Raw genomic sequence first — 21,858 nt, forward strand, 5'->3', positions numbered from 1 at the left:
ACGCCGCCGCATGTTGACCCTTGTCCTGGTGGTGATCCTGGCCGCGCTCGTCTTCGAGTTCATCAACGGCTTCCACGACACCGCCAACTCCATTGCCACCGTGGTGGCGACCAAGGTGCTCTCGCCCGGCTGGGCGGTGATGCTGGCCGCCTTCATGAACCTCATCGGTGCGCTGACCGGCACCGCGGTGGCGCTGACCATCGCTTCGGGCCTGCTCAACACCAACGTGGTCGAGGTCACCCCGCAGGTGATCCTGTGCGCGCTGCTGGGCGGCATCATCTGGAACCTGATCACCTGGTGGAAGGGCCTGCCGTCCTCGTCCTCGCATGCGCTGATCGGTGGCCTCTGCGGCGCCGGCCTGGCGGCTGCCCACAACAACTGGGACGCGCTGATCTGGTCCGAGCGCCTGGGCAGCTGGGCGCAGAACAAGGGCCTGCTGTGGAAGGTGTTCGTGCCGATGATCACCTCGCCGATCGCCGGTTTCCTGCTCGGCATCGTGGTGATGGTGCTGCTGTGGGGCCTGATCGCCGGCCTGGCCAGGATCGGTGGCGCCATCGGTCGCCTGGCCCGCCCGCGCATCGTCAATGCCTTCTTCGGCAAGGCCCAGATCGCCTCGGCGGCCTACATGGGCTTCGCCCACGGCCACAACGATGCGCAGAAGACCATGGGCATCATCGCCATGACCCTGATCGGTGCCGAGGCCACCGGCGCACTGGATGACCTGCCGTCCTGGCTGGCCTTCATGCACCCGGACGCCCACGCCGGTGACGGCATCGCGATGTGGATCGTGCTGACCTGTGCGGTTGTGATGGCCGCCGGTACCGCTTCGGGCGGCTGGAAGATCATCAAGACCCTGGGCCACAAGATGGTCAAGCTGCACCCGATCCACGGCTTCGCCGCGGAGACCAGCTCGGCCACCATCCTGACCCTGGCCGCCCACTTCGGCATGCCGGTCTCGACCACGCACAGCATCTCCACCGCGATCATGGGCGTCGGCTTCGCCAAGAACCCGCGCTCGCTGAAGTTCGGCGTGATCGAACGCATCGTCTGGGCCTGGATCCTGACCATCCCGGCAGCCGGCGGCTGTGCGTACCTGATCCTGAAGCTGTTCGAGCTGTTCGGCTGGACCTGATCGCCACGCCAGGGTTGCAAACGAAAAAGCCCGCCGGTATCCGGCGGGCTTTTTCATGGGCAGAGAATTCTTCCGGACACATCGTGTCGACCAAGGTCGACACCTACCAGAGCAGAAGCAGGGATCCGATCCCGTGCCGACCAACGGTCGGACCCACCAACAGCAGCAGGAACCTGTCAGCGGCGGGGTGGGGTGGGGTTGCAGGACCGTTGGCGCCATGGATGGCGCCATCGAGCCCCCAGGGACGGGTTTACGACGTGTCCTGCAACCCCACCCCACCTCGCCAGCCCACGGAAACCCTGCTTTTGCCGTTGCAGTTGCCGTTGCCGTCGATCCGGCGGGTGCCGGGCCGCAGGCCCGGCCGAACCCCTCAATTACGCTGGAACAGCGCCTGCACATCCTTGCGGAACGCCGCCTGGCTGTCCGCCCGGCTGTAGAACATGTGCCCGCCCGGATAGCTCCGCACCTGCACCCGGTCCGGGTTGCTGCCCATCGCCGGCATCTGGTCCACCGTCAGGATCGAACCCATGAACGGGCACGACAGGTCGTTCCAGCCATGCACGATCAGCACCTGCAGATGCGGATCGATCGCCACCGCCTGGCGCAGCTGGGTCACCGCACCCTGGCGCAGCTCGCCGTTGCGGTCCCACAACCGATTCACGTCGTAGTTCAGCGCCTGGTAGCGTGCATCCACCTTCCAGCCGACCACGCGCGTCACGAAGTCGACCATCGCCGTGGTGGTCGGCGCAATGATGCTGTCCAGCAGCGGATCATTGGCGCGCTGCTCCGGGTCATTCGGGAATGGATCGAACGCGGTCACATTGGAGTCGTAGCGGCTGCCCAGCGTGCCCTTGTCGCGGAATACTTCGCGCAGGTAGGCCTGGGTTTCAAGACGGCCACCGGCACGGCGCACGAACTGCGGGTCAAGCCCGGTCAGCTCGGTCACCCGGCGCAGCATCGCCTCGGTCGCCTGCGGATCGCTGCGGCCCTTCATCAACGCGGTGGCGTAATCGCCACGGGTGTACTCCACCACCTCGCGCATTGCCGCGTCGGTGAGCCTGCCCTGGCGCTCCAGGTGCGCCGCGGCGATCGACGGCAGCGTCTGCATCCATGCCATCGGCGAGACGTCGGCGTTGTCTTCCAGCGTCGGGCTCAGGTACGGCGAGACCAGTACCAGGCCGTTCATCGCCACGCCCAGCCGGGTCTGCAGGAAATGGGTGATGCGCGGGCCGCGATAGCCGCCGTAGCTCTCGCCGGTCAGGTACTTGCGTGACGCCATGCGCTGGTTGCGCAGCAGCCAGTCGTAGATCGAGCGCGACAGGTACTCGATGTCGGCGCCGGGGTTGTACAGCTGCTTCTTCGCCTCGTCATCGCCGATGCGCGCGCGGCTGAAACCGGTGCCGACCGGGTCGATGAATACCAGGTCGGTGAAATCCAGCCAGGTGCCCGGGTTGTCATGCAGGGTGGCGGGCGCCGAGGCGCTGTCGCCTTCCGAACCGAAGGTGACCACCTTGGGCCCGATCGCGCCCATGTTGAGGTACACCGACGAGGCACCGGGCCCGCCATTGAGCGCGAACGTCACCGGCCGGTCCTTGCCCGGCATCGTGTACGCAGTGAACACCACATCGGCGATGACCTTGCCCTTCTCATCGCGCACCGGCAGGGTGCCGACGGTGGCGGTGTAGTCCAGGGTGCGGCCGGCCAGGCGCATGCTCTGGCGCGCCGACGCATCGGCGGGCAGCGCAGGCGCGTCGGTCCTGTCGTCTTTCGAATCGGGCTTGGTGTCAGCAGCGGGCGCGGCCAGCACGCTGGTGGGGGCGATGAGCAGGCCGACGCAGAGCGCGGCAGTGTGCAGCAGGGACTTCATGGCACCGGATCGGCAGCGGAAGGGGGTTCCGATGCTAGGCCGGTGGAGTGCCATGCCGTATGTGTCCAAAGCCATGGCCACGTTCTGCAGCGGCTTGCGGCCAGATTGGATCAAACGGGCAGGGCGGCTGCCGCTTCGTCGTTGGCCAGCAGGCCATAGACGGCCGAGTCCGAAAGCTCGCCCTGGATGCGCCAGCGCTGGCGCAGCACCCCCTCGCGGTGGAAGCCGAGGCGGTCAAGCACATGTGCCGAGGGTACGTTGCGTGGATCGATCTCGGCTTCGATGCGGTGCAGGTGCAGGGTGTGGAACAGATAGCCCAGCATCTGCTGCAGGGCCTCATGCATGTAGCCCTGGCCCTGGCGGTCGGGCGCCAGCAGATAGCCGATCTCGGCCCGCATGGCCTCACGATCAATGGCGAATGCGACGCAGACGCCCAGCAGTGGGCCGTTGGGTGATTCGCGCAGGGCCAGCTTCAACTGGGTGCCGATCGCGTGCGCGGCAAGGTCGTCGTCGATCTGTTCGCGGGCTTCGGCAGGTCGTGTCCAGGCCGGATGGTTCCACCAGCGCATCACGTCCGGATTGGATTGCAGCGCGAACAGCGCGGCCGCGTCGTCACGGCGGATCGGGCTCAGCACCAACCGCGCGCTGTGCAGCGGCAGGGCGGGGAACAGCAGCGAGTGGCTGGCCAATACGATGGTCCACACGGGTGGACGCGCATTATGCCGCCGCCGGGTTTGCCGATGGCGGCGTAATGCCAAGGGCGCATGAGCCGGTAGTGCCGGCCGCTGGCCGGCAGTCGAGGTTGCCGGCCAGCGGCCGGCACTACCGGGCAGCGGGTCAGAGCCCTTTGCCAGGCAAAGAGATCCGACCCCGTGCCAGGATCAGACCTCCAGCGAGGCCAGATCGCCCTTCGACTCCAGCCAGCCCTTGCGGTCGGAAGCGCGCTTCTTGGCCAGCAGCATGTCCATCAGCGAGCTCGTCTGCTCGCGATCGTCCACGGTCAGCTGCACCAGGCGGCGCGTATCCGGGTGGATGGTGGATTCACGCAGCTGCGGCGGGTTCATCTCGCCCAGGCCCTTGAAGCGGGTCACGTTGATGGCGCCCTTGATCTTCTCGCGTTCGATCTTGTCCAGCATCGAGCGCTTTTCTTCTTCGTCCAGGGCGTAGAACACCTGCTTGCCCACGTCGATGCGGAACAGCGGCGGCATCGCCACGAACACGTGGCCGGCATCGACCAGCGCCGGGAAGTGCTTCAGGAACAGTGCGGTCAGCAGGGTTGCGATGTGCAGGCCGTCGGAGTCCGCGTCGGCCAGGATGATGACCTTGCCGTAACGCAGGCCGCTGATGTCGTCCTTGCCGGGGTCGCAGCCGATGGCGATGGCCAGGTTGTGTACTTCCTCCGAGGCCAGCACGCTGTTGGACGAGACTTCCCAGGTGTTCAGGATCTTGCCGCGCAACGGCATGATGGCCTGGAAGTCCTTGTCGCGGGCCTGCTTGGCGCTGCCCCCTGCCGAGTCACCTTCCACCAGGAACAGCTCGGTGCGCGACAGGTCCTGGCTGATGCAGTCGGCCAGCTTGCCGGGCAGGGCCGGGCCTTGGGTGACCTTCTTGCGGACGACCAGCTTCTCGGTCTTCAGGCGTGCGCTGGCGCGCTCGATGGCGATCTGCGCGATTTTCTCGCCCAGCTCGACGTTCTGGTTCAACAGCAGGCTGAAGGCATCGTGGGCGGCGCCTTCAACGAAGCCCGCGGCCTGGCGCGAGGACAGGCGTTCCTTGGTCTGGCCACTGAACTGCGGGTCGGTCATCTTCAGCGACAGCACGAACGACACGCGGTCCCATACGTCTTCCGGGGCCAGCTTGACGCCACGCGGCAGCAGGTTGCGGAAGTCGCAGAACTCGCGCAGCGCCTCGGTCAGGCCGGTACGCAGGCCGTTGACGTGGGTGCCGTGTTGGGCGGTGGGAATCAGGTTGACGTAGCTTTCCTGCACCAGCTCGCCTTCCGGCAGCCAGGCCACGGCCCAGTCCACCACCTCGGTGTCCTTCTTCAGGTTGCCGACGAACAGGTCGGCCGGCAGCGATTCGCGTTCGCCCAGTTCCAGCTTCAGGTAATCGCGCAGGCCGTCTTCGTAGTACCAGGTGTCGACTTCACCGGTGGCCTCATCGGTCAGCTTGACCGTCAGCCCCGGGCACAGCACGGCCTTGGCACGCAGCAGGTGCTTCAGCGCGCGCACCGCGAACTTGGGCGTGTCGAAGTATTTCGGGTCAGGCCAGAAGCGCACGCGGGTGCCGGTGTTCTTCTTGCCGACGCTGCCGACCACTTCCAGCGGCGTGGCGCGGTCGCCGTTGCGGAAGGTGATGCGGTGCTCGGCACCTTCGCGCTTGATGTGCACTTCCACCAGGGTCGACAGCGCATTGACCACGCTGACGCCGACGCCGTGCAGACCGCCGGAGAAGGTGTAGTTGTTGTTGCTGAACTTGCCGCCCGCATGCAGGCGGGTCAGGATCAGCTCGACACCCGGGATCTTCTCTTCCGGGTGGATGTCCACCGGCATGCCGCGGCCGTCATCGCTGACCTCCACGCTGCCGTCCTTGTACAGGGTGATCTCGATCGAGCGGGCGTGGCCGGCGAGGGCCTCGTCCACCGAGTTGTCGATCACTTCCTGCGCCAGGTGGTTCGGGCGCGCGGTGTCGGTATACATGCCGGGACGGCGCTTGACCGGGTCAAGGCCGGACAGGACTTCAATATCGGCGGCGTTATAGCGGGCGTTCATCTGTCTTCGAAAGCTTGGAGCGACGGGCAAGTGTGGGGTCTGGCACCGGATTTTGCACGCCTGCGGTTCAGTCTCGGCGACGCAGAGGGGGTAAAATGGCAGCCGCTGGAATCTGAATGCCGGCGACCCCCGTTGGGTCGAAACATCCAAGCCATACCGCGAGGAGGACCTCATGAAGAAGTTGCTGACCATTGCGATCCTGGCCGCTGCCGCCGTTGCAGTGCCGCTGGTGGTGGCGCAGAACGCCGGCCAGCCGGCCCCGCAGCAGGGTGGCCAGGCCGACAAGGCGCAGGCCGAAGCCGATGCCAAGGCCAAGCGCCGCGCCCAGGCCAATGCCGAAATGAAGGCGCAGGGCCAGCCGGCCCCGCAGCAGGAAGAGGAAGAAGAGGCGCGGAAGAAGAAGTAATTCTTCCGCCCTCCGAAGCCCTTGCCGCAAGGGATTCGCCCCCCGACGCCCCGCCCAGCGGGGCGTTTCTTTTGGGTGATGGCCGCAACTGCCCCTTGGGTTGGCGGCCATCAATCTGTAAACTATGGCTTTCCGGGAGTAAGTGCGTGTCCACCCTTTGCGAATGGGCTGGCACGGCCATGCGTGGTCGCCAGCAATGCGGGTCGCAGGTGACGGTCGATTTGACCGGCACGGCCGCCCCGACCTCGCAGGGTGGTCCCCGTCCGGCGCCTGCCGCCGCACGGCCCAGCACCTCCCTCGCTGCCCCAGCGAACCGGAAAACCCCCTTCAAGCTCCATGCCCGCCCTCCGGGTGCGCGTGGTGCTGCCGTTTTCCATTTCCAGACAGGATGCTTGCAGCCATGACTCCCTTGATTTTCGTAACCGGCGGCGTGGTGTCCTCGCTCGGCAAAGGCATTGCCGCTGCGTCACTGGCCGCCATTCTCGAAGCCCGTGGCCTGAAGGTCACGATGATGAAGCTCGACCCGTACATCAACGTCGACCCGGGCACCATGAGCCCGTTCCAGCACGGTGAGGTCTACGTCACCGACGACGGCGCCGAGACCGACCTCGACCTGGGCCACTACGAGCGCTTCGTGCGCACCCGCCTGAGCCGCAAGAACTCGGTCACCACCGGCCGCATCTACGAGAACGTGATCCGCAAGGAGCGCCGTGGCGACTACCTGGGCGCGACCGTGCAGGTCATCCCGCACATCACCGACGAGATCCGCCGCTGCATCGATGAAGCCACGGAAGGTTACGACGTGGCGCTGGTCGAGATCGGCGGTACTGTCGGCGACATCGAGTCGCTGCCGTTCCTGGAAGCGATCCGCCAGGTGCGCACCGAGCGTGGCCCGGAGAAGGCGCTGTTCATGCACCTTACCCTGGTGCCGTACATCGGCGCCGCCGGCGAGCTGAAGACCAAGCCGACCCAGCATTCGGTGAAGGAGCTGCGCTCGATCGGCATCCAGCCGGACGTGCTGCTGTGCCGCTCCGAGCAGGCGGTGCCGGATTCGGAGCGCCGCAAGATCGCCCAGTTCACCAACGTCTCCGAGCGCGCGGTGATCAGCGTGCCGGACGTGGACGTGCTGTACCGCATTCCGTCGGGCCTGCACGCGCAGGGCCTGGACGAGATCGTGGTCAACCAGCTGAAGCTGGCCGACAAGGCCGGCCCGGTCGACCTGTCGATGTGGGAAGACGCGGTCGACGCGACCCTGCATCCGCTGGACGAAGTGACCATCGCCGTGGTTGGCAAGTACGTCGATCACCAGGATGCCTACAAGTCGGTCGGCGAAGCCCTCAAGCACGGTGGCCTGCGCCAGCGCACCAAGGTCAACCTGAAGTGGCTGGAAGCACAGGACCTGGAAGGCACCGACATGGCCGCACTGGCCGATGTCGACGGCATCCTGGTGCCGGGTGGTTTCGGTGACCGTGGTTTCGAAGGCAAGGTGCTGACCTCGAAGTTCGCCCGCGAGCAGCAGGTGCCGTACTTCGGCATCTGCTACGGCATGCAGGCGGCCGTGGTCGACTACGCGCGCAACGTGGTCGGCCTGGAAGGTGCCAACAGCACCGAGAACGACCGCCAGTCGCCGAACCCGGTGATCGGCCTGATCACCGAATGGCGCACCGCGACCGGTGACGTGGAAAAGCGCGACGACAAGAGCGACCTCGGCGGCACTATGCGCCTGGGCCTGCAGGAACAGCGCCTGAAGCCGGGCACGCTGGCCCGCGAGCTGTATGGCAAGGACGTCGTCGCCGAGCGTCACCGCCACCGTTACGAGTTCAACAACCGTTACCGCACCCAGCTGGAAGATGCCGGCCTGGTGATCGCCGGCAAGTCGATGGACGACACCCTGGTGGAAGTGGTCGAACTGCCGCGCGACGCGCACCCGTGGTTCCTGGCCTGCCAGGCGCACCCGGAATTCCTGTCCACGCCGCGTGACGGCCATCCGCTGTTCATCGGTTTCATCCGCGCCGCTCGCGAGCGCAAGGCCGGCGGCAAGCTGCTTTCCGAAGCGCGCGCCTGACTTGTGAATGGGGGCTTCGGCCCCCATCCTGCATGCTTCAACCCCCAGCGCACCGGCCCGGCCGGTGCTGCGGACAACAAGGAAACGCCATGAAACTGTGTGGATTCGAGGTCGGGCTGGACCAGCCCCTGTTCCTGATCGCCGGCCCCTGCGTGATCGAGTCGATGCAGCTGCAGCTCGATACCGCCGGCAAGTTGAAGGAAGTCACCGACAAGCTCGGCGTCAACTTCATCTTCAAGTCCAGCTTCGACAAGGCCAACCGTACTTCGGGCACCGCGTTCCGTGGCCCGGGCATGGAAGAGGGCCTGAAGGTCCTGGCCGAGGTCAGGAAGCAGATCGGCGTGCCGGTGCTGACCGACGTCCACGAATACACCCCGATGGACGAAGTGGCCTCGGTGGTGGACGTGCTGCAGACCCCGGCGTTCCTGGTCCGCCAGACCGACTTCATCCGCAAGGTGTGCTCGGCCGGCAAGCCGGTCAACATCAAGAAGGGCCAGTTCCTGGCGCCGTGGGACATGAAGCCGGTCGTGGAGAAGGCCAAGGCCACCGGCAACGAGCAGATCATGGTCTGCGAACGTGGTGCCAGCTTCGGCTACAACAACCTGGTCAGCGACATGCGTTCGCTGGCGGTGATGCGCGACACCGGTTGCCCGGTGGTGTTCGACGCCACCCATTCGGTGCAGCTGCCGGGCGGGCAGGGCACCAGTTCCGGTGGCCAGCGCGAGCACGTGCCGGTGCTGGCCCGTGCTGCCGTGGCGGTGGGCATCTCCGGCCTGTTCGCCGAGACCCATCCGGATCCGTCCAAGGCGCTGTCCGATGGCCCCAATGCGTGGCCGCTGGACCAGATGGAAGCACTGCTTGAGACCTTGATGGAACTCGACGCAGTGACCAAGAAGCACGGCTTCTCGCGCTTCGCGTGAGTCGTGACCCGTGGCTGGCGCTGGAAACCCAGCGCCGCCGCCGGCATTGGAAACAGTGGCCGTGGGGCCTGATCGCACTGGGCCTGGCCGTGCTGTTCACTGTGGGCATGTTCGGGCTGGTGCTGATCGGTGCCGCGTCCGTGCGGCCGCCGGGTGATGGCAGCAGCGCACTCGATCTGCGCGCGTACTTCATTGCGCTGCTGGTGGCAGAGCTGCTCGGTGCAGTGGGATGCGTCGCTGCTGCTGTGCAGGCCTGGAGGCTGAATCGCGGCAAGGTGGCCGCCGGCCTGGCGATCATCCTGCTCTCGCTGTGGCTCGGCGCCCTGTTCTACGAATTGCTTTGATGAATGCGACCACATCGGCGCGAGGCTGGCCCTGGGGCCTGATCGCCCCGGGGCTGTCCGTGTTGACCTGGATCGCCCTGGTGGTGGGCGTACTGGCCTTCACCGCCGGTTTCCGGCCGCCGGGGGACGGGAACAACGGCGTTCAGGCCACGCAGTGGTGGTTGCTGGGCGCACTGGTCACGATGGTGCTGTCCTTCCTGGGTAGCCCGGTTGCGATGGTGCTGGCCTGGCGACGGCGGCGTGGCCCCATCCTGGCGGCGCTTGCTGGTGCATTGCTGGTGATGCTGGTGTCGATGGTCCTGATCGTGATCGGGTCCAGCTGGGGCTGAAGCCGCCCACGCCATTTGGCAAGTGGCGGGCAGCCGGGGATAATCACGCGGCATTCGTTTTGTCGCCCCCTCTCCAGACAGGTAACCGGTCCGACCATGAGCACGATCCGCAGCATCCACGCCCGTGAAATCCTCGACAGTCGTGGCAACCCCACGCTGGAAGCCGAAGTCATCCTGGAGGACGGTTCGTTCGGTCGTGCCGCGGTTCCCTCCGGCGCCTCGACCGGCACCAAGGAAGCGGTCGAGCTGCGTGACGGCGACAAGACCCGTTACCTGGGCAAGGGCGTGCGCAAGGCCGTCGACAACGTCAATACCACGATTGCCGCCGCGCTGAAGGGCTTTGAGGCCACCGACCAGGCCGGCCTCGACCGTCGCCTGATCGATCTCGACGGCACCGAGAACAAGGGCCGCCTGGGCGCCAACGCACTGCTGGGTGTTTCGATGGCCGCTGCGCACGCCGCCGCCGCATCGAACAAGCAGGCGCTGTGGCAGTACCTGGCCGCCAGGACCGGCGTGACCCCGTCGCTGCCGGTGCCGATGATGAACATCATCAACGGCGGCGCGCACGCCGACAACAACGTCGACTTCCAGGAATTCATGGTGTTGCCGGTCGGCTTCACCTCGTTCTCCGAAGCGCTGCGTGCCGGTACCGAAATCTTCCATTCGCTGAAGTCGGTGCTGAAGGGCCACGGCCTGAGCACGGCGGTCGGCGACGAAGGCGGCTTTGCTCCGGACTTCCGCAGCAACGTCGAAGCGCTGGACACCATCCTTGAAGCGATCGGCAAGGCCGGCTACACCGCCGGTGAAGACGTGCTGCTGGGCCTGGACGTCGCCTCCAGCGAATTCTTCGAGAACGGCAAGTACAACCTGGTCGGCGAGAACAAGCGCCTGACCTCCGAGCAGTTCGTCGACTTCCTCGCCGACTGGGCCGCGCAGTACCCGATCATCACGATCGAAGACGGCCTGGCCGAGAACGACTGGGCTGGCTGGAAGCTGCTGACCGACCGCATCGGCAAGAAGGTGCAGCTGGTCGGTGACGACCTGTTCGTGACCAACCCGAAGATCTTCCAGGAAGGCATCGACTCGGGCACCGCCAACGCGATCCTGATCAAGGTCAACCAGATCGGCACCCTGAGCGAAACCCTGGAAGCGATCGCCATGGCCGACCGCGCCGGTTATGCCGCGGTGGTCTCGCACCGTTCGGGCGAAACCGAAGACACCACCATCGCCGACATCGCAGTGGCTACCACCGCCACCCAGATCAAGACCGGTTCGCTGTGCCGCAGCGATCGCGTGGCCAAGTACAACCAGCTGCTGCGCATCGAGGAAGCCCTCGGCGCCGGCGCGCGTTACGCCGGTCGTGACGCGTTCGTTTCGCTGAAGCGCTGAGCCGATGCGCGACTGGCGCTGGATGCTGCTGGTGCTGGCCCTGCTGCTGGGCTGGCTGCAGTACCGCTTCTGGTTCGGTCCGGGCAATTCGGGCGAAGTGATGATGCTCGAAGCCCAGGTCGCCAACCAGGAGCGGGACAATGAGGGTCTGCAGCAGCGCAACGACGCGCTCGCTGCCGAAGTGAAGGACCTCAAGGAAGGCCAGTCCGCCATCGAGGAGCGCGCACGCAGCGAGCTGGGCATGATCAAGCCCGGCGAGAAGTTCTATCGTGTGGTCGAGGATGCGCCGGTCCATCCGGCGCAGCCTGCGGTAGGTGTCAGTGCGCAGGTTGGCGACCACCCGGCGGACGTGCCATGAGTGCGGCCATCTGGGTCGTGGTTCCGGCTGCGGGCCGTGGCACCCGCTTCGGCGCGCCGTTGCCCAAGCAATACCTGCAGGCAGGGGGACAGATCCTGCTTGCCCATACCCTGGACGCCCTGCTGGCGCACCCGGCCGTGGCCGGGGCGATGGTGGTGATCGGCCAGGACGACGCCGACTGGCCCGGCTGGAACGAGTGGGCGGGCAAGCCGGTGCTGAACTGCATCGGTGGCGCGACCCGTGCCGCTTCGGTGCTGGCTGGCCTGCAGGCGCTGCCGGAGACGGTGCGCGCTGATGAGTTCGTACTGGTCCACGATGCCGCGCGGCCGAACCTGTCGCCGGCCGATCTCGGCCGCCTGCTTGAAGTCGGTCGTACCGACCCGGTGGGGGCGATCCTGGCCGCACCGGTACGTGACACGCTCAAGCGTGCAGGCGACGACGGTGGCATCGATGGCACCGAGCCGCGTGAGCGCCTGTGGCGTGCACTGACACCACAGCTGTTCCGCCGCCACCAGCTCAGCCGCGCGCTGTCCGACGCCGCTGCCGCCGGTGTTGAAGTCACCGACGAGGCCATGGCCATGGAGCGCCAGGGCCAGCGCCCGCTGCTGGTGGAAGGCAGCGAGGACAACTTCAAGGTCACCACCCCGGCCGATCTGGACCGGTTCGAATTCGTACTTTCCCGCCGCGCCGGCTGACCGCCCGCGCGGCCCTGTAGCAAGGGTTGCATCCATGAGCACCGCACCGTTCCCGCCCGTCCGCATCGGCCAGGGCTACGACGTCCATGCCTTCGGCGAAGGCGATCACATCATGCTTGGCGGCGTGAACGTTCCACACAGCTGTGGCGTGCTTGCGCACAGCGATGGCGACGTGATCCTGCACGCCTTGTGCGATGCGATGCTCGGTGCGCTGGCGCTGGGCGACATCGGCCAGCATTTCCCACCCAGTGACGACCGCTGGAAGGGCGCCGACAGCAGCGACTTCGTGCGTCATTGCGACAGCCTGCTGCGCGAGCGCGGCTGGCGCGTCGGCAACACCGACATCACCGTGATCTGCGAGCGGCCGAAGGTTGGCCCGCATGCGCTGGCGATGCGTGAGCGCATCGGCGGCCTGCTGCAGTTGCCGCTGGATGCGGTCAGCGTCAAGGCCACCACCTCGGAAAAACTGGGCTTCACCGGCCGTGGTGAAGGCATTGCCGCACAGGCGGTCGTGTTGCTGGTGGCGGCATGATTCCGCTGCCGTTGGCATTTGGTGCGCCGTTGTTGACGGCGCGCATCCGCACCACGCCAGACGATTTCCAGGTTGACGAGCTGCCGGCCTTCGAGGCCACCGGCGAAGGCGAGCACCTGTTGCTGCACATCCGAAAGCGCGGTGCCAACACCGTGCATGTGGCCAAGGTGCTGGCCAAGTGGGCGGGCCTGCCGGAAATGGCGGTGAGTTACGCTGGCATGAAAGACCGCCACGCGGTCACCACCCAGCGTTTCAGCGTGCACCTGCCCAAGCGCATTGCGCCGGACCTGGCCGAGCTGGCCAGTGACGAGATCGAAGTGCTCGAAGCGACCTGGCATAACCGCAAGCTGCAGCGTGGCGCACTGGCCGGCAACCGCTTCAAGCTGGTCCTGCGCGAGGTGCAGGGCGATGCCGCAGCGATCAGCGAACGCTTGCAGCAGATTGCCGGGCGCGGCCTGCCGAACTGGTTTGGCGAGCAGCGCTTTGGCCGCGACGGCGGCAACGTGCCGGCGGCACTGGCGATGTTCGGTGGCCGCCGCATGCGCAAGGACCAGCGTTCACTGCTGCTGTCTGCCGCCCGATCGGCGCTGTTCAACCGCGTGCTGGCTGCGCGCGTGGAGCAGGGCAACTGGGATCAGCCACTGGACGGCGAGGTGTGGATGCTGGACGGCAGCCGCAGCGTGTTCGGCCCGGAGCCGTACACCGACGTGCTGGCCGAGCGCCTCGCGCGGTTCGACATCCATCCCAGCGCACCGCTGTGGGGTGAAGGCGAGCTGCGCAGCACCGGAGCGGCACGCGAGCTGGAGCTGGCCGCACTCGACGACGAGGAATCGAAGGCACTGCGGGCCGGGCTGGAAGACGCGCGCCTGAAGCAGGAGCGCCGCGCGCTGCGCCTGCGCCCCGCGTTGTTGCAGCACCAGTGGCTGGGCGATGACGTGCTGGAGCTATCGTTCGCGCTGCCGCCGGGCTGCTACGCCACCGCCGTGCTGCACGAGCTCGGCCCGGTCGAAGACGCCTCGCAGGCCTGAGCAGGGCGCGCGGTAGAGTCGACTGTCAGTCGACTTGCGCGCGCAGCGCGGGGTATTCGCTTGCCGCTGGAAGAGCAGTCGACTGACAGTCGACTCTACCTGGACTCATGGCGTCCCTTTTTTCAGCGCCGTGCCAGCAGCACCAGCACCGCGCCGGTGCCGCCTTGCCCGGTCGGCGCCGAATGGAATGCCAGTACGTCGTTGCGCAGCCGCAGCAGGCGGTCGACCAGGTTCTTCAGTACCGGTGCACCGCCGTCGGACTGCAATCCCTTGCCGTGGATGATGCGCACGCAGCCATACTCGTGTGCATGCGCTTCCAGCAGGAACTGGCGCAGCAGCGTCTCGGCCTGCGCGGCGGTGGCGCCATGCAGGTCCAGTTCGTCCTGCACCGAATACTGGCCACGCTTGAGGCGCTGGAACAGGCGAGGTGGCAGGTTGTCGCGGCGATAGCTGGCCACGTCGCCGGCTTCCAGTGGCGTGCTGTCGCGCAGCAGCCGGGCGAACTCGCCGGCGGCTTCGGCCTCGTCACGTTCGGCCATGCGCGCGCGCGGCTTCGGCCGGGGCGCAGCCGGTGCCGGCTCGGCATCCTTGCGCAGCGGCGTCACTTCGCCGATGGCCGCGCGGAACAACGCGGCGGGATCTTCGTCTTCAGGGTGCGACATGCGCACAGGGTAAACCGCTGGCGCAGGTCTGCCTATGACGGTTCGATGTCGGCCGTGACCGCCGGCAGGGTAGGACCGGCGGCTCGCATGCGGCACAATAGACGATGCCCTTGCAGGGTCGACGGCTTCCGCAGGGGAGTACGACGGTCCCGCCCACACTGCACGGTGATGGAATCGAATTCTTGGAAAATCAAGCGGTTAAATCGAAGATGCGAATCCTGGTCAGTAACGACGATGGCGTCGACGCCGCAGGCATCCGGATGCTTGCTTCGGTGCTGCGTGAGGCCGGTCACGAAGTCACGGTGGTCGCGCCCGACCGCGATCGCTCCGGCGCCAGCAATTCGCTGACCCTGGACCTGCCGATCCGCCTCAAGCGCATCGACCATTACACCGTCTCGGTGGCCGGTACCCCGACCGACTGCGTGCACCTGGCGCTGACCGGGCTGCTCGAGTTCGAACCCGACATTGTCGTGTCCGGCATCAACAACGCCGCCAACCTCGGCGATGACGTGATCTATTCCGGCACCGTCTCGGCGGCGATGGAAGGTCGCTTCCTCGGCCTGCCGGCGGTGGCGGTCTCGCTGGTCACCCGCAACCACGATCCGAAACATTTCGAGACCGCCGCGCGCGCTGCGGTGGAGATCGTCGCCCGGCTCAAGGCCGATCCGTTGCCGGCTGACACCATCCTCAACGTCAACGTGCCGGACCTGCCGTGGAACGAGGTCAAGGGCTTCGAGGTCACCCGCCTGGGCAACCGCCATCGTGCAGAAGGCTGCATCGCGCAGAAGGACCCACGCGGCAACGAGGTGTACTGGATCGGCCCGGCCGGTCGTGAGCAGGACTCCGGCCCCGGCACCGACTTCCACGCGGTGCGCACCGGGCATATCTCGATCACCCCGATCCAGGTCGACCTGACCCGCTACCAGGCACTGGACAAAGTGGCCAGCTGGGTCGGCGGCCTCAGCGCCGCGCTGGACCAGCCGGCATGAGTCCACGCCTGCGCCTGCAACCGGAAGCCGTCGGCATCGGCATGACCTCGCAGCGTGTGCGCGACCGCCTGGTCGATCGCCTGCGCGAGGCTGGCATCGTCGACGAGTCGACCTTGAATGCGATCCGGGTGGTGCCACGTCATCTGTTCATCGACGAAGCGCTTGCGTCACGCGCCTACGAAGACACCGCCCTGCCGATCGGCCACGGCCAGACCATCTCGCAGCCGTGGGTGGTGGCGCGCATGACCGAAGCCGTGCTGCAGGTCTCGCCGAAGAAAGTGCTGGAAGTCGGTACCGGCTCCGGTTACCAGGCCGCCGTGCTCGGCGCGCTGGGCCTGGAGATCTACACCGTCGAACGCATCGGCGACCTGCTGCGACAGGCGCGCAAGCGCTTCCGTGCGCTGGGCATGAATATCCGCACCAAGCATGATGATGGCCGCGCCGGCTGGGCCGAGCACGGCCCGTTCGATGCCATCGTCGTCACCGCCGCGGCGCCTGCACTGGTCGATGAACTGGTCGGGCAGCTGGCCGAGGGCGGCCGCCTGGTGGCGCCGGTCGGCGGGCCGGGTGGGCAGTCGCTGGTGCAGCTGGACCGCAGGGCTGACGGCAGCATCGAACAACGCGTGCTTGCGCCGGTCACCTTTGTGCCGCTGCTGTCCGGCATGCTCGACTAATCCACGGAGCAGGGTTGCATGAAGATTTTCGGGCCGCTGTACGAGCGGGCGATGAAGTGGGCGGCGCACGAACGCGCGCCGACCTACCTGACGGTGTTGAGCTTCTTCGAGGCGATCATCTTTCCGGTGATGCCGGAAGTGATGCTGGCGCCGATGTGCGTGGCCCAGCCGAAACGCGGCTGGTGGTTCGCCACCCTCAGTCTGGCCGGCTCGATGGTCGGCGCGCTGATTGGCTATGCATTGGGTCATTACGCCTTCGAAGCGATCAAGCCGTTGTTCGAAGCACTGGGCATGCTGCCGGCCATCGAGCAGGGCATCACCACCGTGCAGGCCAAGATGGCCGAGTCGCCGTGGGCGGTGTTCACCTTCCTGGTGCTGGGCGGCTTCATGCCCATCCCGATGAAGGTCTTCACGTGGGCATCGGGTATCGTCGGCGTGCCGATGCCGCAGTACCTGTTGAGCATGCTGATCGGTCGCGGCAAGCGCGTGTTCGTGCTGGCTGCGGTCATCCGTATCGGTGGTGCGCGTGCTGAAGCGGCACTGCGTCGCTGGATTGAACCGCTGGGCTGGATCGCCACCGCGTTGGTGGTGGTGCTGATCGCCTGGCTTGTATGGAGGTCGAAGTTCGCATGAATCCTGATCGTCTGAGCAAGGGAGTGCGCATCGGCGCGCTGGCGTTGCTGGTTTCCACCCTGGCCGCCTGCGGCACCGCCACCGTGGTTCGTCCTGGTGGTGGCAGCACCGGCGGTGGTGTGACCACGCCGAAGACCTCGGTGCCCAAGCCCGGGCAGACCGTGGTGGTGCGCAAGGGCGATACCATCTATGCGCTGGCCCGCATCCATGACATCACTCCGGCCGACCTGATTGCCTGGAACAGCCTGGACAACCCCTCGACCATCCATCCGGGGCAGGTGATCCGACTGTATCCGGCCGGTGCCAGCGGCGGCCGCGCGCCGACCACGGTGGTCACCCCGCCGCGCTCGGGTGGCAGCAGCGGCGGCAGTACCACATCGGCCCCGGCCCCGGCGCCGGTGGGTCCGGTGAAGAGCAACATCGCCTGGCGCTGGCCGGCCGATGGCGCGATCGTCGGCCGCTACGTGGCCGGTGACGCGACCAAGCAGGGCGTGGACATCGCCGGTACCAGCGGCCAGCCGGTCAAGGCCGCCGCCAACGGTGTGGTGGTGTACTCCGGCGCCGGCCTGGTCGGCTACGGCGAGCTGATCATCATCAAGCACAGCGACCAGTGGCTGTCGGCCTATGGCCACAACCGCAAGCGCCTGGTGAATGAAGGGCAGAGCGTGAAGGCCGGTGAGCAGATCGCCGAGATGGGTCGCACCGGTGCGAACCGCGACATGGTCCACTTCGAGATCCGCTATAACGGCAAGCCGGTGGACCCGCAGCAATACCTGCCGGCACGCTGATCGTCGATTCGGCATCTGGGCGGATCCCCGGCCCGGCGCAGCGCGCCGGGCGTTCGCCAACGGTGCGGCCCATGGGCCGCAAACACCGCCGGCTCACCCGCTACAACGGCAAGCCGGTGGACCCGCAGCAGTACCTGCCGGCGCGTTGAGTCCGTGGGGTCGGGTGGCGCCGGGCAATGCTCGGCGTTGCCGACCTGTAGCGTCGAGCCATGCTCGACTCGCTGTACGCTGGCTGCCGTGGGTGGCCATTTGCGACCATGAGTGGCGCATCTCAAGCTTCCCGGCAAGCCAGGGAAGCGGCATGCTTCAACGGAACCCGCCCCCCCAATCCGGTGCCGCATGTCTCGCCCAACAGCCCTTTTCGTGCTGCTCATCGCGCCATTGGCGGCCGCCGCCAGCAGCGATCCACGTGACGTGGTCACCCGCCTCTACGACGTCATCCAGGCGCCGACGTCGAACGAAACGGCCATTTCCCCGCTGCTGGGTGAGGCCCTCCGCTCAGCCATCGCTGCGCAGCGTGCATATGAACAGGCCTGCACCGCACTGGCGGCGCCCGATGAAAAGCCGCACATGCTGGACCAGAGCCCGTATCTGCTGGCGCCGGATCGACCGGAAACGATATCCGTGGGAATGCCCGGATCGAGCGGTGACGCCACCTGGATCCATGTCGACATGGCCGTGGGCGACTACCGCTGGACCGACAGGGTCCTGCTGCAGCGGCAGGACCGGGACTGGAAGGTCATGGATATACGCTGGGGGCAGGGCGGCAACCTGATTGGCCGGCTCAAGGCGTTCTCGGCATTCCGCTGCACACCTTCGGGCAGCTAGCCGGGAGCCACCCGGCGACTCGACCTCAGCCTTCCAGAATGAAGGCGGCGGCGACCTTGCGGCCTTCGCCCGCCAGGATGTTGAAGGTGCGCGCGGCGGCTGGATTGTTCATCACTTCCAGGCCGATGCCGCGTGACAGGCAGGCGGCCATCACCACCGCCGGCGGGAACACCTGACGGTCACCCGTGCCGAGCACGATCAGCGCCGGATTCAGCGCCAGGATCGGCTCCAGGTCAGCCACCTGCAGCGCAGTGGCGCTCACCACCGGCCATTGCGTGACCAGCTGGTCCGGGGTCAGGAAGAAACTGCTGCCCAGCGCCTGGTCATTCACCTTGGCCGAGCGGCCATCGGCGGCACGGAGGCTATAGGCGTAATCCGGCGGTTCGTGGTTCAGCTGCATGGCAGTAGGGCGATCAGCCGCGCGGCAGCACGATCTGGCGCTGTTCCTTGCTCGGGCGGTACAGCACGGCGACGTGGCCGATGCGCTGCACCAGCGCGCTTTCGGTGGCTTCGACGATCTCGCCGATCATCACGTCACGGGCGTCGCGGTCTTCAGCAGCGACCTTCACCTTGACCAGCTCGTGGCGCTCCAGCACTTCGTTCAGCTCAGCGATGAAGGCCGGGGTCACACCCTTGCCGCCGGTCTGCAGCAGGGCCTTCAGGTCGTGGGCTTGGCCGCGCAGGAAACGGGTCTGGGAGGCGGTCAGGGCGATGGACATGCAGGAAAACACGGTTGAATGGGGCGATCAGGGTATCATGAGGACCCCATCAGCCCCTATTTTCAATGGCTACCCGCAGCAAAAGCAGCCAGCGCTGGCTCAAGGAACACTTCTCCGACCCCTTCGTGAAGAAGGCCCAGGCCGAAGGCATGCGCTCGCGCGCCGCCTACAAGCTCGAAGAGCTGCTGGAACGTGACCGGTTGCTGAAGCCGCACATGGTGGTCGTCGACCTCGGTGCCGCCCCGGGCGGCTGGTCTCAGCAGGTGCGGAGACAGATCGGCGACACCGGTCGCGTGCTGGCGCTGGACATCCTGGACATGCCGCCGCTGGCCGGCGTGGAGTTCCTTCATGGTGACTTCAGGGAAGAAGCCGTTCTATCGCAGTTTGAAGCCATGCTCGGGGATCAGCCGGTAGACCTTGTGCTGTCGGACATGGCCCCCAATAAGAGTGGCGTAGGCGCGGTCGACCAGCCGCGGATGATGCACCTGGCGGAGCTGGCCCTGGATTTTGCCGACAACCACCTGAAGACCGGTGGGGCGTTCCTGATCAAGCTGTTCCAGGGTGAAGGCTTTGACGACTACGTGCGCGACATGCGCCGCCGGTACGACAAGGTCTCCATCCGCAAGCCGGAAGCGTCGCGCAAGCGCTCTCCCGAGGTGTATGCCTTGGGTCAGGGAAAACGCGCCCACATGAAGTAAGCTCGCAACGTACGCAAGTTCGACCCCAACGCAACGCCAGCACTGAGAGGAACACCGGAGCCAATGAGGATGAACGACTTGACCAAGAACCTCCTGCTATGGGTGGTCGTCGCCGTCGTGCTGATGGTGGTCTTCCAGAGCTTCTCGCCGAAGTCCTCCGGGACCGGCGCGCAGGGCGCGTCGTACTCGCAGTTCCTGGACCAGGTGGACAGCGGCAACGTGCAGAAGGTCGCCTTTGGCGGCGACATGCGTGGCGGCACCAGCCAGCTGACCTACACCACCCGCGGTGGGCAGTCGTCCACCATCACCGCGCCGTTCGATCGTGACCTGATCAACGTGCTGCGTACCAAGAACGTGGAGATCGTGCAGGAGGAGCCGTCCAGCGGCATTTCCCTCGGCGCGATACTGATGAATTTCCTGCCGGTCATCCTGATCATCGGCTTCTGGTTGTTCATCATGCGCCAGATGCAGGGCGGTGGCGGCGGTGCCAAGGGCGCGATGTCCTTCGGCAAGTCGCGCGCCAAGCTGCAGGGCGAAGACCAGATCAAGGTCACCTTCGCCGACGTCGCCGGCTGCGACGAGGCCAAGGAAGAAGTGGGCGAACTGGTCGACTTCCTGCGCGACCCGTCCAAGTTCACCAAGCTGGGCGGCAAGATTCCGCGCGGCGTGCTGATGGTGGGCCCGCCGGGTACCGGCAAGACGCTTCTGGCCAAGGCCATCGCCGGCGAAGCCAAGGTGCCGTTCTTCTCGATCTCCGGTTCGGACTTCGTGGAAATGTTCGTCGGCGTCGGCGCCAGCCGCGTGCGTGACATGTTCGAGCAGGCCAAGAAGCACGCGCCGTGCATCATCTTCATCGACGAAATCGACGCCGTCGGCCGCCACCGTGGCGCCGGCCTGGGCGGCGGTCACGACGAGCGCGAGCAGACCCTGAACCAGCTGCTGGTCGAGATGGACGGTTTCGAGGGTGGCGAAGGCGTGATCGTGATCGCCGCGACCAACCGTCCGGACGTGCTGGACCCGGCGCTGCTGCGCCCGGGCCGTTTCGACCGCCAGGTCGTGGTCGGCCTGCCGGACGTGAAGGGCCGCGAGCACATCCTCAAGGTCCACATGCGCAAGCTGCCGCTGGCTGACGACGTCGAGCCGATGGTGATCGCGCGTGGTACCCCGGGCTTCTCCGGTGCGGACCTGGCCAACCTCTGCAACGAGGCGGCCCTGTTCGCCGCGCGCGGCAACGAGAAGGAAGTCCGCATGGACCACTTCGACCGTGCACGCGACAAGATCCTGATGGGTGCCGAGCGCCGCTCGATGGCCATGAGCGAGGACGAGAAGACCCTGACCGCGTACCACGAGGCCGGCCACGCCATCGTCGGCCGCCTGGTGCCCGAGCACGACCCGGTCTACAAGGTCACCATCATTCCGCGCGGCCGTGCGCTGGGTGTGACCATGTACCTGCCGGAAGGCGACAAGTACTCGATGAACCGCGTGGCGATCCAGTCGCAGCTGTGCTCGCTGTACGGCGGCCGCGTCGCCGAAGAGCTGATCTTCGGCGAGGACAAGGTCACCACCGGCGCCTCCAACGACATCGAGCGTGCCACCAAGATGGCCCGCAACATGGTCACCAAGTGGGGCCTGTCCGAGCAGCTCGGCCCGATCGCGTATGGCGAAGAGGACGACGAGGTGTTCCTGGGCCGTTCGGTCACCCAGCACAAGAGCGTGTCCAACGACACGGCGCGCCGGATCGACGAGGAAGTGCGCAACATCCTCGACAAGGCCTACGCCCGCACGACCCAGCTGCTGACCGAGAACATCGACAAGCTGCACGCGATGTCGCAGCTGCTGCTGCAGTACGAGACCATCGACGCGCCGCAGATCGACGCGATCATGGAAGGCCGCGATCCGCCGCCGCCGGCGGGCTGGAGCAAGTCGAACAAGGATGGCGGCAACGACAAGGGCGGCGACGCCCGTCCGCTGCCGCCGATCGCAGGCCCGGCCGAATCGCACTGACGGCCCGCTGCAGGTGACGCCAGACGA

The 21,858-nt window shown here is 66.6% G+C and carries 24 protein-coding genes; 18 read left to right on the forward strand and 6 right to left on the reverse strand.

What is annotated here, in order from left to right; translation table 11 throughout:
* Nucleotides 1-10: 10 nt before the first annotated feature.
* Entirely contained in the window at nucleotides 11-1,132 is a 1,122-nt protein-coding gene (locus tag AC5P99_RS07460) for an inorganic phosphate transporter (protein WP_005408993.1), read from the forward strand.
* Between the two features lie 370 nt (nucleotides 1,133-1,502).
* Here the strand turns inward: AC5P99_RS07460 and AC5P99_RS07465 are convergent, their stop codons facing one another.
* The 3 genes from AC5P99_RS07465 to parE all read right to left on the reverse strand — a co-directional run bounded on the left by AC5P99_RS07465 (nucleotide 1,503) and on the right by parE (nucleotide 5,770).
* Nucleotides 1,503-2,999: a S10 family peptidase gene (locus tag AC5P99_RS07465; RefSeq protein ID WP_005408994.1), complete on the reverse strand. Its 1,497-nt coding sequence runs from the start codon at nucleotides 2,997-2,999 to the stop codon at nucleotides 1,503-1,505.
* Nucleotides 3,000-3,109: 110 nt separating this feature from the next.
* On the reverse strand, nucleotides 3,110-3,688 hold the full coding sequence (locus tag AC5P99_RS07470) for a GNAT family N-acetyltransferase (protein WP_024956351.1): 579 nt from the start codon (nucleotides 3,686-3,688) through the stop codon (nucleotides 3,110-3,112).
* A gap of 192 nt (nucleotides 3,689-3,880) precedes the next feature.
* Nucleotides 3,881-5,770 carry a DNA topoisomerase IV subunit B gene (parE, locus tag AC5P99_RS07475; protein ID WP_005408996.1) on the reverse strand — a complete coding sequence of 630 codons (1,890 nt, stop codon included), beginning with the start codon at nucleotides 5,768-5,770 and terminating at the stop codon, nucleotides 3,881-3,883.
* 172 nt (nucleotides 5,771-5,942) lie between these two features.
* Between parE and AC5P99_RS07480 the strand changes: the two genes are divergently transcribed.
* The 10 genes from AC5P99_RS07480 (at nucleotide 5,943) to truD (ending at nucleotide 13,836) form a co-directional block, all read left to right on the forward strand.
* Nucleotides 5,943-6,176: a hypothetical protein gene (locus AC5P99_RS07480; protein WP_005408997.1), complete on the forward strand. Its 234-nt coding sequence runs from the start codon at nucleotides 5,943-5,945 to the stop codon at nucleotides 6,174-6,176.
* Nucleotides 6,177-6,576: 400 nt separating this feature from the next.
* Nucleotides 6,577-8,241, forward strand: a complete 1,665-nt coding sequence (gene pyrG / locus AC5P99_RS07485) for a CTP synthase (protein WP_005408998.1) — start codon at nucleotides 6,577-6,579, stop codon at nucleotides 8,239-8,241.
* 89 nt (nucleotides 8,242-8,330) lie between these two features.
* Nucleotides 8,331-9,161, forward strand: coding sequence for a 3-deoxy-8-phosphooctulonate synthase (gene kdsA / locus AC5P99_RS07490; RefSeq protein ID WP_005408999.1), 831 nt, complete (start codon nucleotides 8,331-8,333; stop codon nucleotides 9,159-9,161).
* Nucleotides 9,158-9,505 carry a hypothetical protein gene (locus AC5P99_RS07495; protein ID WP_099605599.1) on the forward strand — a complete coding sequence of 116 codons (348 nt, stop codon included), beginning with the start codon at nucleotides 9,158-9,160 and terminating at the stop codon, nucleotides 9,503-9,505. Before kdsA ends, AC5P99_RS07495 begins: the two co-directional genes overlap by 4 nt.
* Nucleotides 9,505-9,834, forward strand: a complete 330-nt coding sequence (locus tag AC5P99_RS07500; RefSeq protein ID WP_099605598.1) for a hypothetical protein — start codon at nucleotides 9,505-9,507, stop codon at nucleotides 9,832-9,834. Before AC5P99_RS07495 ends, AC5P99_RS07500 begins: the two co-directional genes overlap by 1 nt.
* A gap of 96 nt (nucleotides 9,835-9,930) precedes the next feature.
* Nucleotides 9,931-11,223 (forward strand): phosphopyruvate hydratase, encoded by a 1,293-nt coding sequence (gene eno, locus AC5P99_RS07505; protein ID WP_005409002.1) that lies wholly within the window; start codon nucleotides 9,931-9,933, stop codon nucleotides 11,221-11,223.
* A gap of 4 nt (nucleotides 11,224-11,227) precedes the next feature.
* Nucleotides 11,228-11,581, forward strand: a complete 354-nt coding sequence (gene ftsB / locus AC5P99_RS07510) for a cell division protein FtsB (protein WP_049448393.1) — start codon at nucleotides 11,228-11,230, stop codon at nucleotides 11,579-11,581.
* A complete protein-coding gene (gene ispD / locus AC5P99_RS07515) occupies nucleotides 11,578-12,276 on the forward strand; it encodes a 2-C-methyl-D-erythritol 4-phosphate cytidylyltransferase (protein WP_049448391.1) in 699 nt (232 codons plus the stop codon). Before ftsB ends, ispD begins: the two co-directional genes overlap by 4 nt.
* A 34-nt stretch (nucleotides 12,277-12,310) precedes the next feature.
* Nucleotides 12,311-12,808, forward strand: coding sequence for a 2-C-methyl-D-erythritol 2,4-cyclodiphosphate synthase (ispF, locus tag AC5P99_RS07520; protein WP_005409005.1), 498 nt, complete (start codon nucleotides 12,311-12,313; stop codon nucleotides 12,806-12,808).
* Complete coding sequence (gene truD / locus AC5P99_RS07525) at nucleotides 12,805-13,836, forward strand: tRNA pseudouridine(13) synthase TruD (RefSeq protein ID WP_099605597.1); 1,032 nt, start codon at nucleotides 12,805-12,807, stop codon at nucleotides 13,834-13,836. Before ispF ends, truD begins: the two co-directional genes overlap by 4 nt.
* Before the next feature lie 122 nt (nucleotides 13,837-13,958).
* Here the strand turns inward: truD and AC5P99_RS07530 are convergent, their stop codons facing one another.
* Nucleotides 13,959-14,498: a Smr/MutS family protein gene (locus AC5P99_RS07530; RefSeq protein ID WP_005409007.1), complete on the reverse strand. Its 540-nt coding sequence runs from the start codon at nucleotides 14,496-14,498 to the stop codon at nucleotides 13,959-13,961.
* 209 nt (nucleotides 14,499-14,707) lie between these two features.
* Between AC5P99_RS07530 and surE the strand changes: the two genes are divergently transcribed.
* The 5 genes from surE (at nucleotide 14,708) to AC5P99_RS07555 (ending at nucleotide 18,410) form a co-directional block, all read left to right on the forward strand.
* Nucleotides 14,708-15,487 carry a 5'/3'-nucleotidase SurE gene (surE, locus tag AC5P99_RS07535; RefSeq protein ID WP_329768881.1) on the forward strand — a complete coding sequence of 260 codons (780 nt, stop codon included), beginning with the start codon at nucleotides 14,708-14,710 and terminating at the stop codon, nucleotides 15,485-15,487.
* Nucleotides 15,484-16,161: a protein-L-isoaspartate(D-aspartate) O-methyltransferase gene (locus AC5P99_RS07540; protein WP_005409009.1), complete on the forward strand. Its 678-nt coding sequence runs from the start codon at nucleotides 15,484-15,486 to the stop codon at nucleotides 16,159-16,161. The genes surE and AC5P99_RS07540 overlap by 4 nt, the downstream gene beginning before the upstream one ends.
* Before the next feature lie 18 nt (nucleotides 16,162-16,179).
* Nucleotides 16,180-16,794 carry a YqaA family protein gene (locus tag AC5P99_RS07545; RefSeq protein WP_005409010.1) on the forward strand — a complete coding sequence of 205 codons (615 nt, stop codon included), beginning with the start codon at nucleotides 16,180-16,182 and terminating at the stop codon, nucleotides 16,792-16,794.
* Nucleotides 16,791-17,582, forward strand: a complete 792-nt coding sequence (locus tag AC5P99_RS07550; protein WP_169448753.1) for a peptidoglycan DD-metalloendopeptidase family protein — start codon at nucleotides 16,791-16,793, stop codon at nucleotides 17,580-17,582. Before AC5P99_RS07545 ends, AC5P99_RS07550 begins: the two co-directional genes overlap by 4 nt.
* Before the next feature lie 339 nt (nucleotides 17,583-17,921).
* A complete protein-coding gene (locus AC5P99_RS07555) occupies nucleotides 17,922-18,410 on the forward strand; it encodes a YqhG/Tai3 family protein (RefSeq protein ID WP_043034329.1) in 489 nt (162 codons plus the stop codon).
* A gap of 25 nt (nucleotides 18,411-18,435) precedes the next feature.
* Here the strand turns inward: AC5P99_RS07555 and AC5P99_RS07560 are convergent, their stop codons facing one another.
* Both AC5P99_RS07560 and yhbY read right to left on the reverse strand, forming a co-directional pair.
* Nucleotides 18,436-18,810 (reverse strand): Mth938-like domain-containing protein, encoded by a 375-nt coding sequence (locus AC5P99_RS07560; RefSeq protein ID WP_005409013.1) that lies wholly within the window; start codon nucleotides 18,808-18,810, stop codon nucleotides 18,436-18,438.
* A 13-nt stretch (nucleotides 18,811-18,823) separates the two neighbouring features.
* Nucleotides 18,824-19,129 (reverse strand): ribosome assembly RNA-binding protein YhbY, encoded by a 306-nt coding sequence (yhbY, locus tag AC5P99_RS07565; protein WP_004152868.1) that lies wholly within the window; start codon nucleotides 19,127-19,129, stop codon nucleotides 18,824-18,826.
* 65 nt (nucleotides 19,130-19,194) lie between these two features.
* Between yhbY and rlmE the strand changes: the two genes are divergently transcribed.
* Both rlmE and ftsH read left to right on the forward strand, forming a co-directional pair.
* Nucleotides 19,195-19,827 carry a 23S rRNA (uridine(2552)-2'-O)-methyltransferase RlmE gene (rlmE, locus tag AC5P99_RS07570; RefSeq protein ID WP_005409014.1) on the forward strand — a complete coding sequence of 211 codons (633 nt, stop codon included), beginning with the start codon at nucleotides 19,195-19,197 and terminating at the stop codon, nucleotides 19,825-19,827.
* 69 nt (nucleotides 19,828-19,896) lie between these two features.
* Nucleotides 19,897-21,831, forward strand: a complete 1,935-nt coding sequence (gene ftsH, locus AC5P99_RS07575; RefSeq protein ID WP_495213009.1) for an ATP-dependent zinc metalloprotease FtsH — start codon at nucleotides 19,897-19,899, stop codon at nucleotides 21,829-21,831.
* Nucleotides 21,832-21,858: the final 27 nt, after the last annotated feature.

It is taken from the genome of Stenotrophomonas sp. YJH_SMC_80, assembly GCF_059372495.1.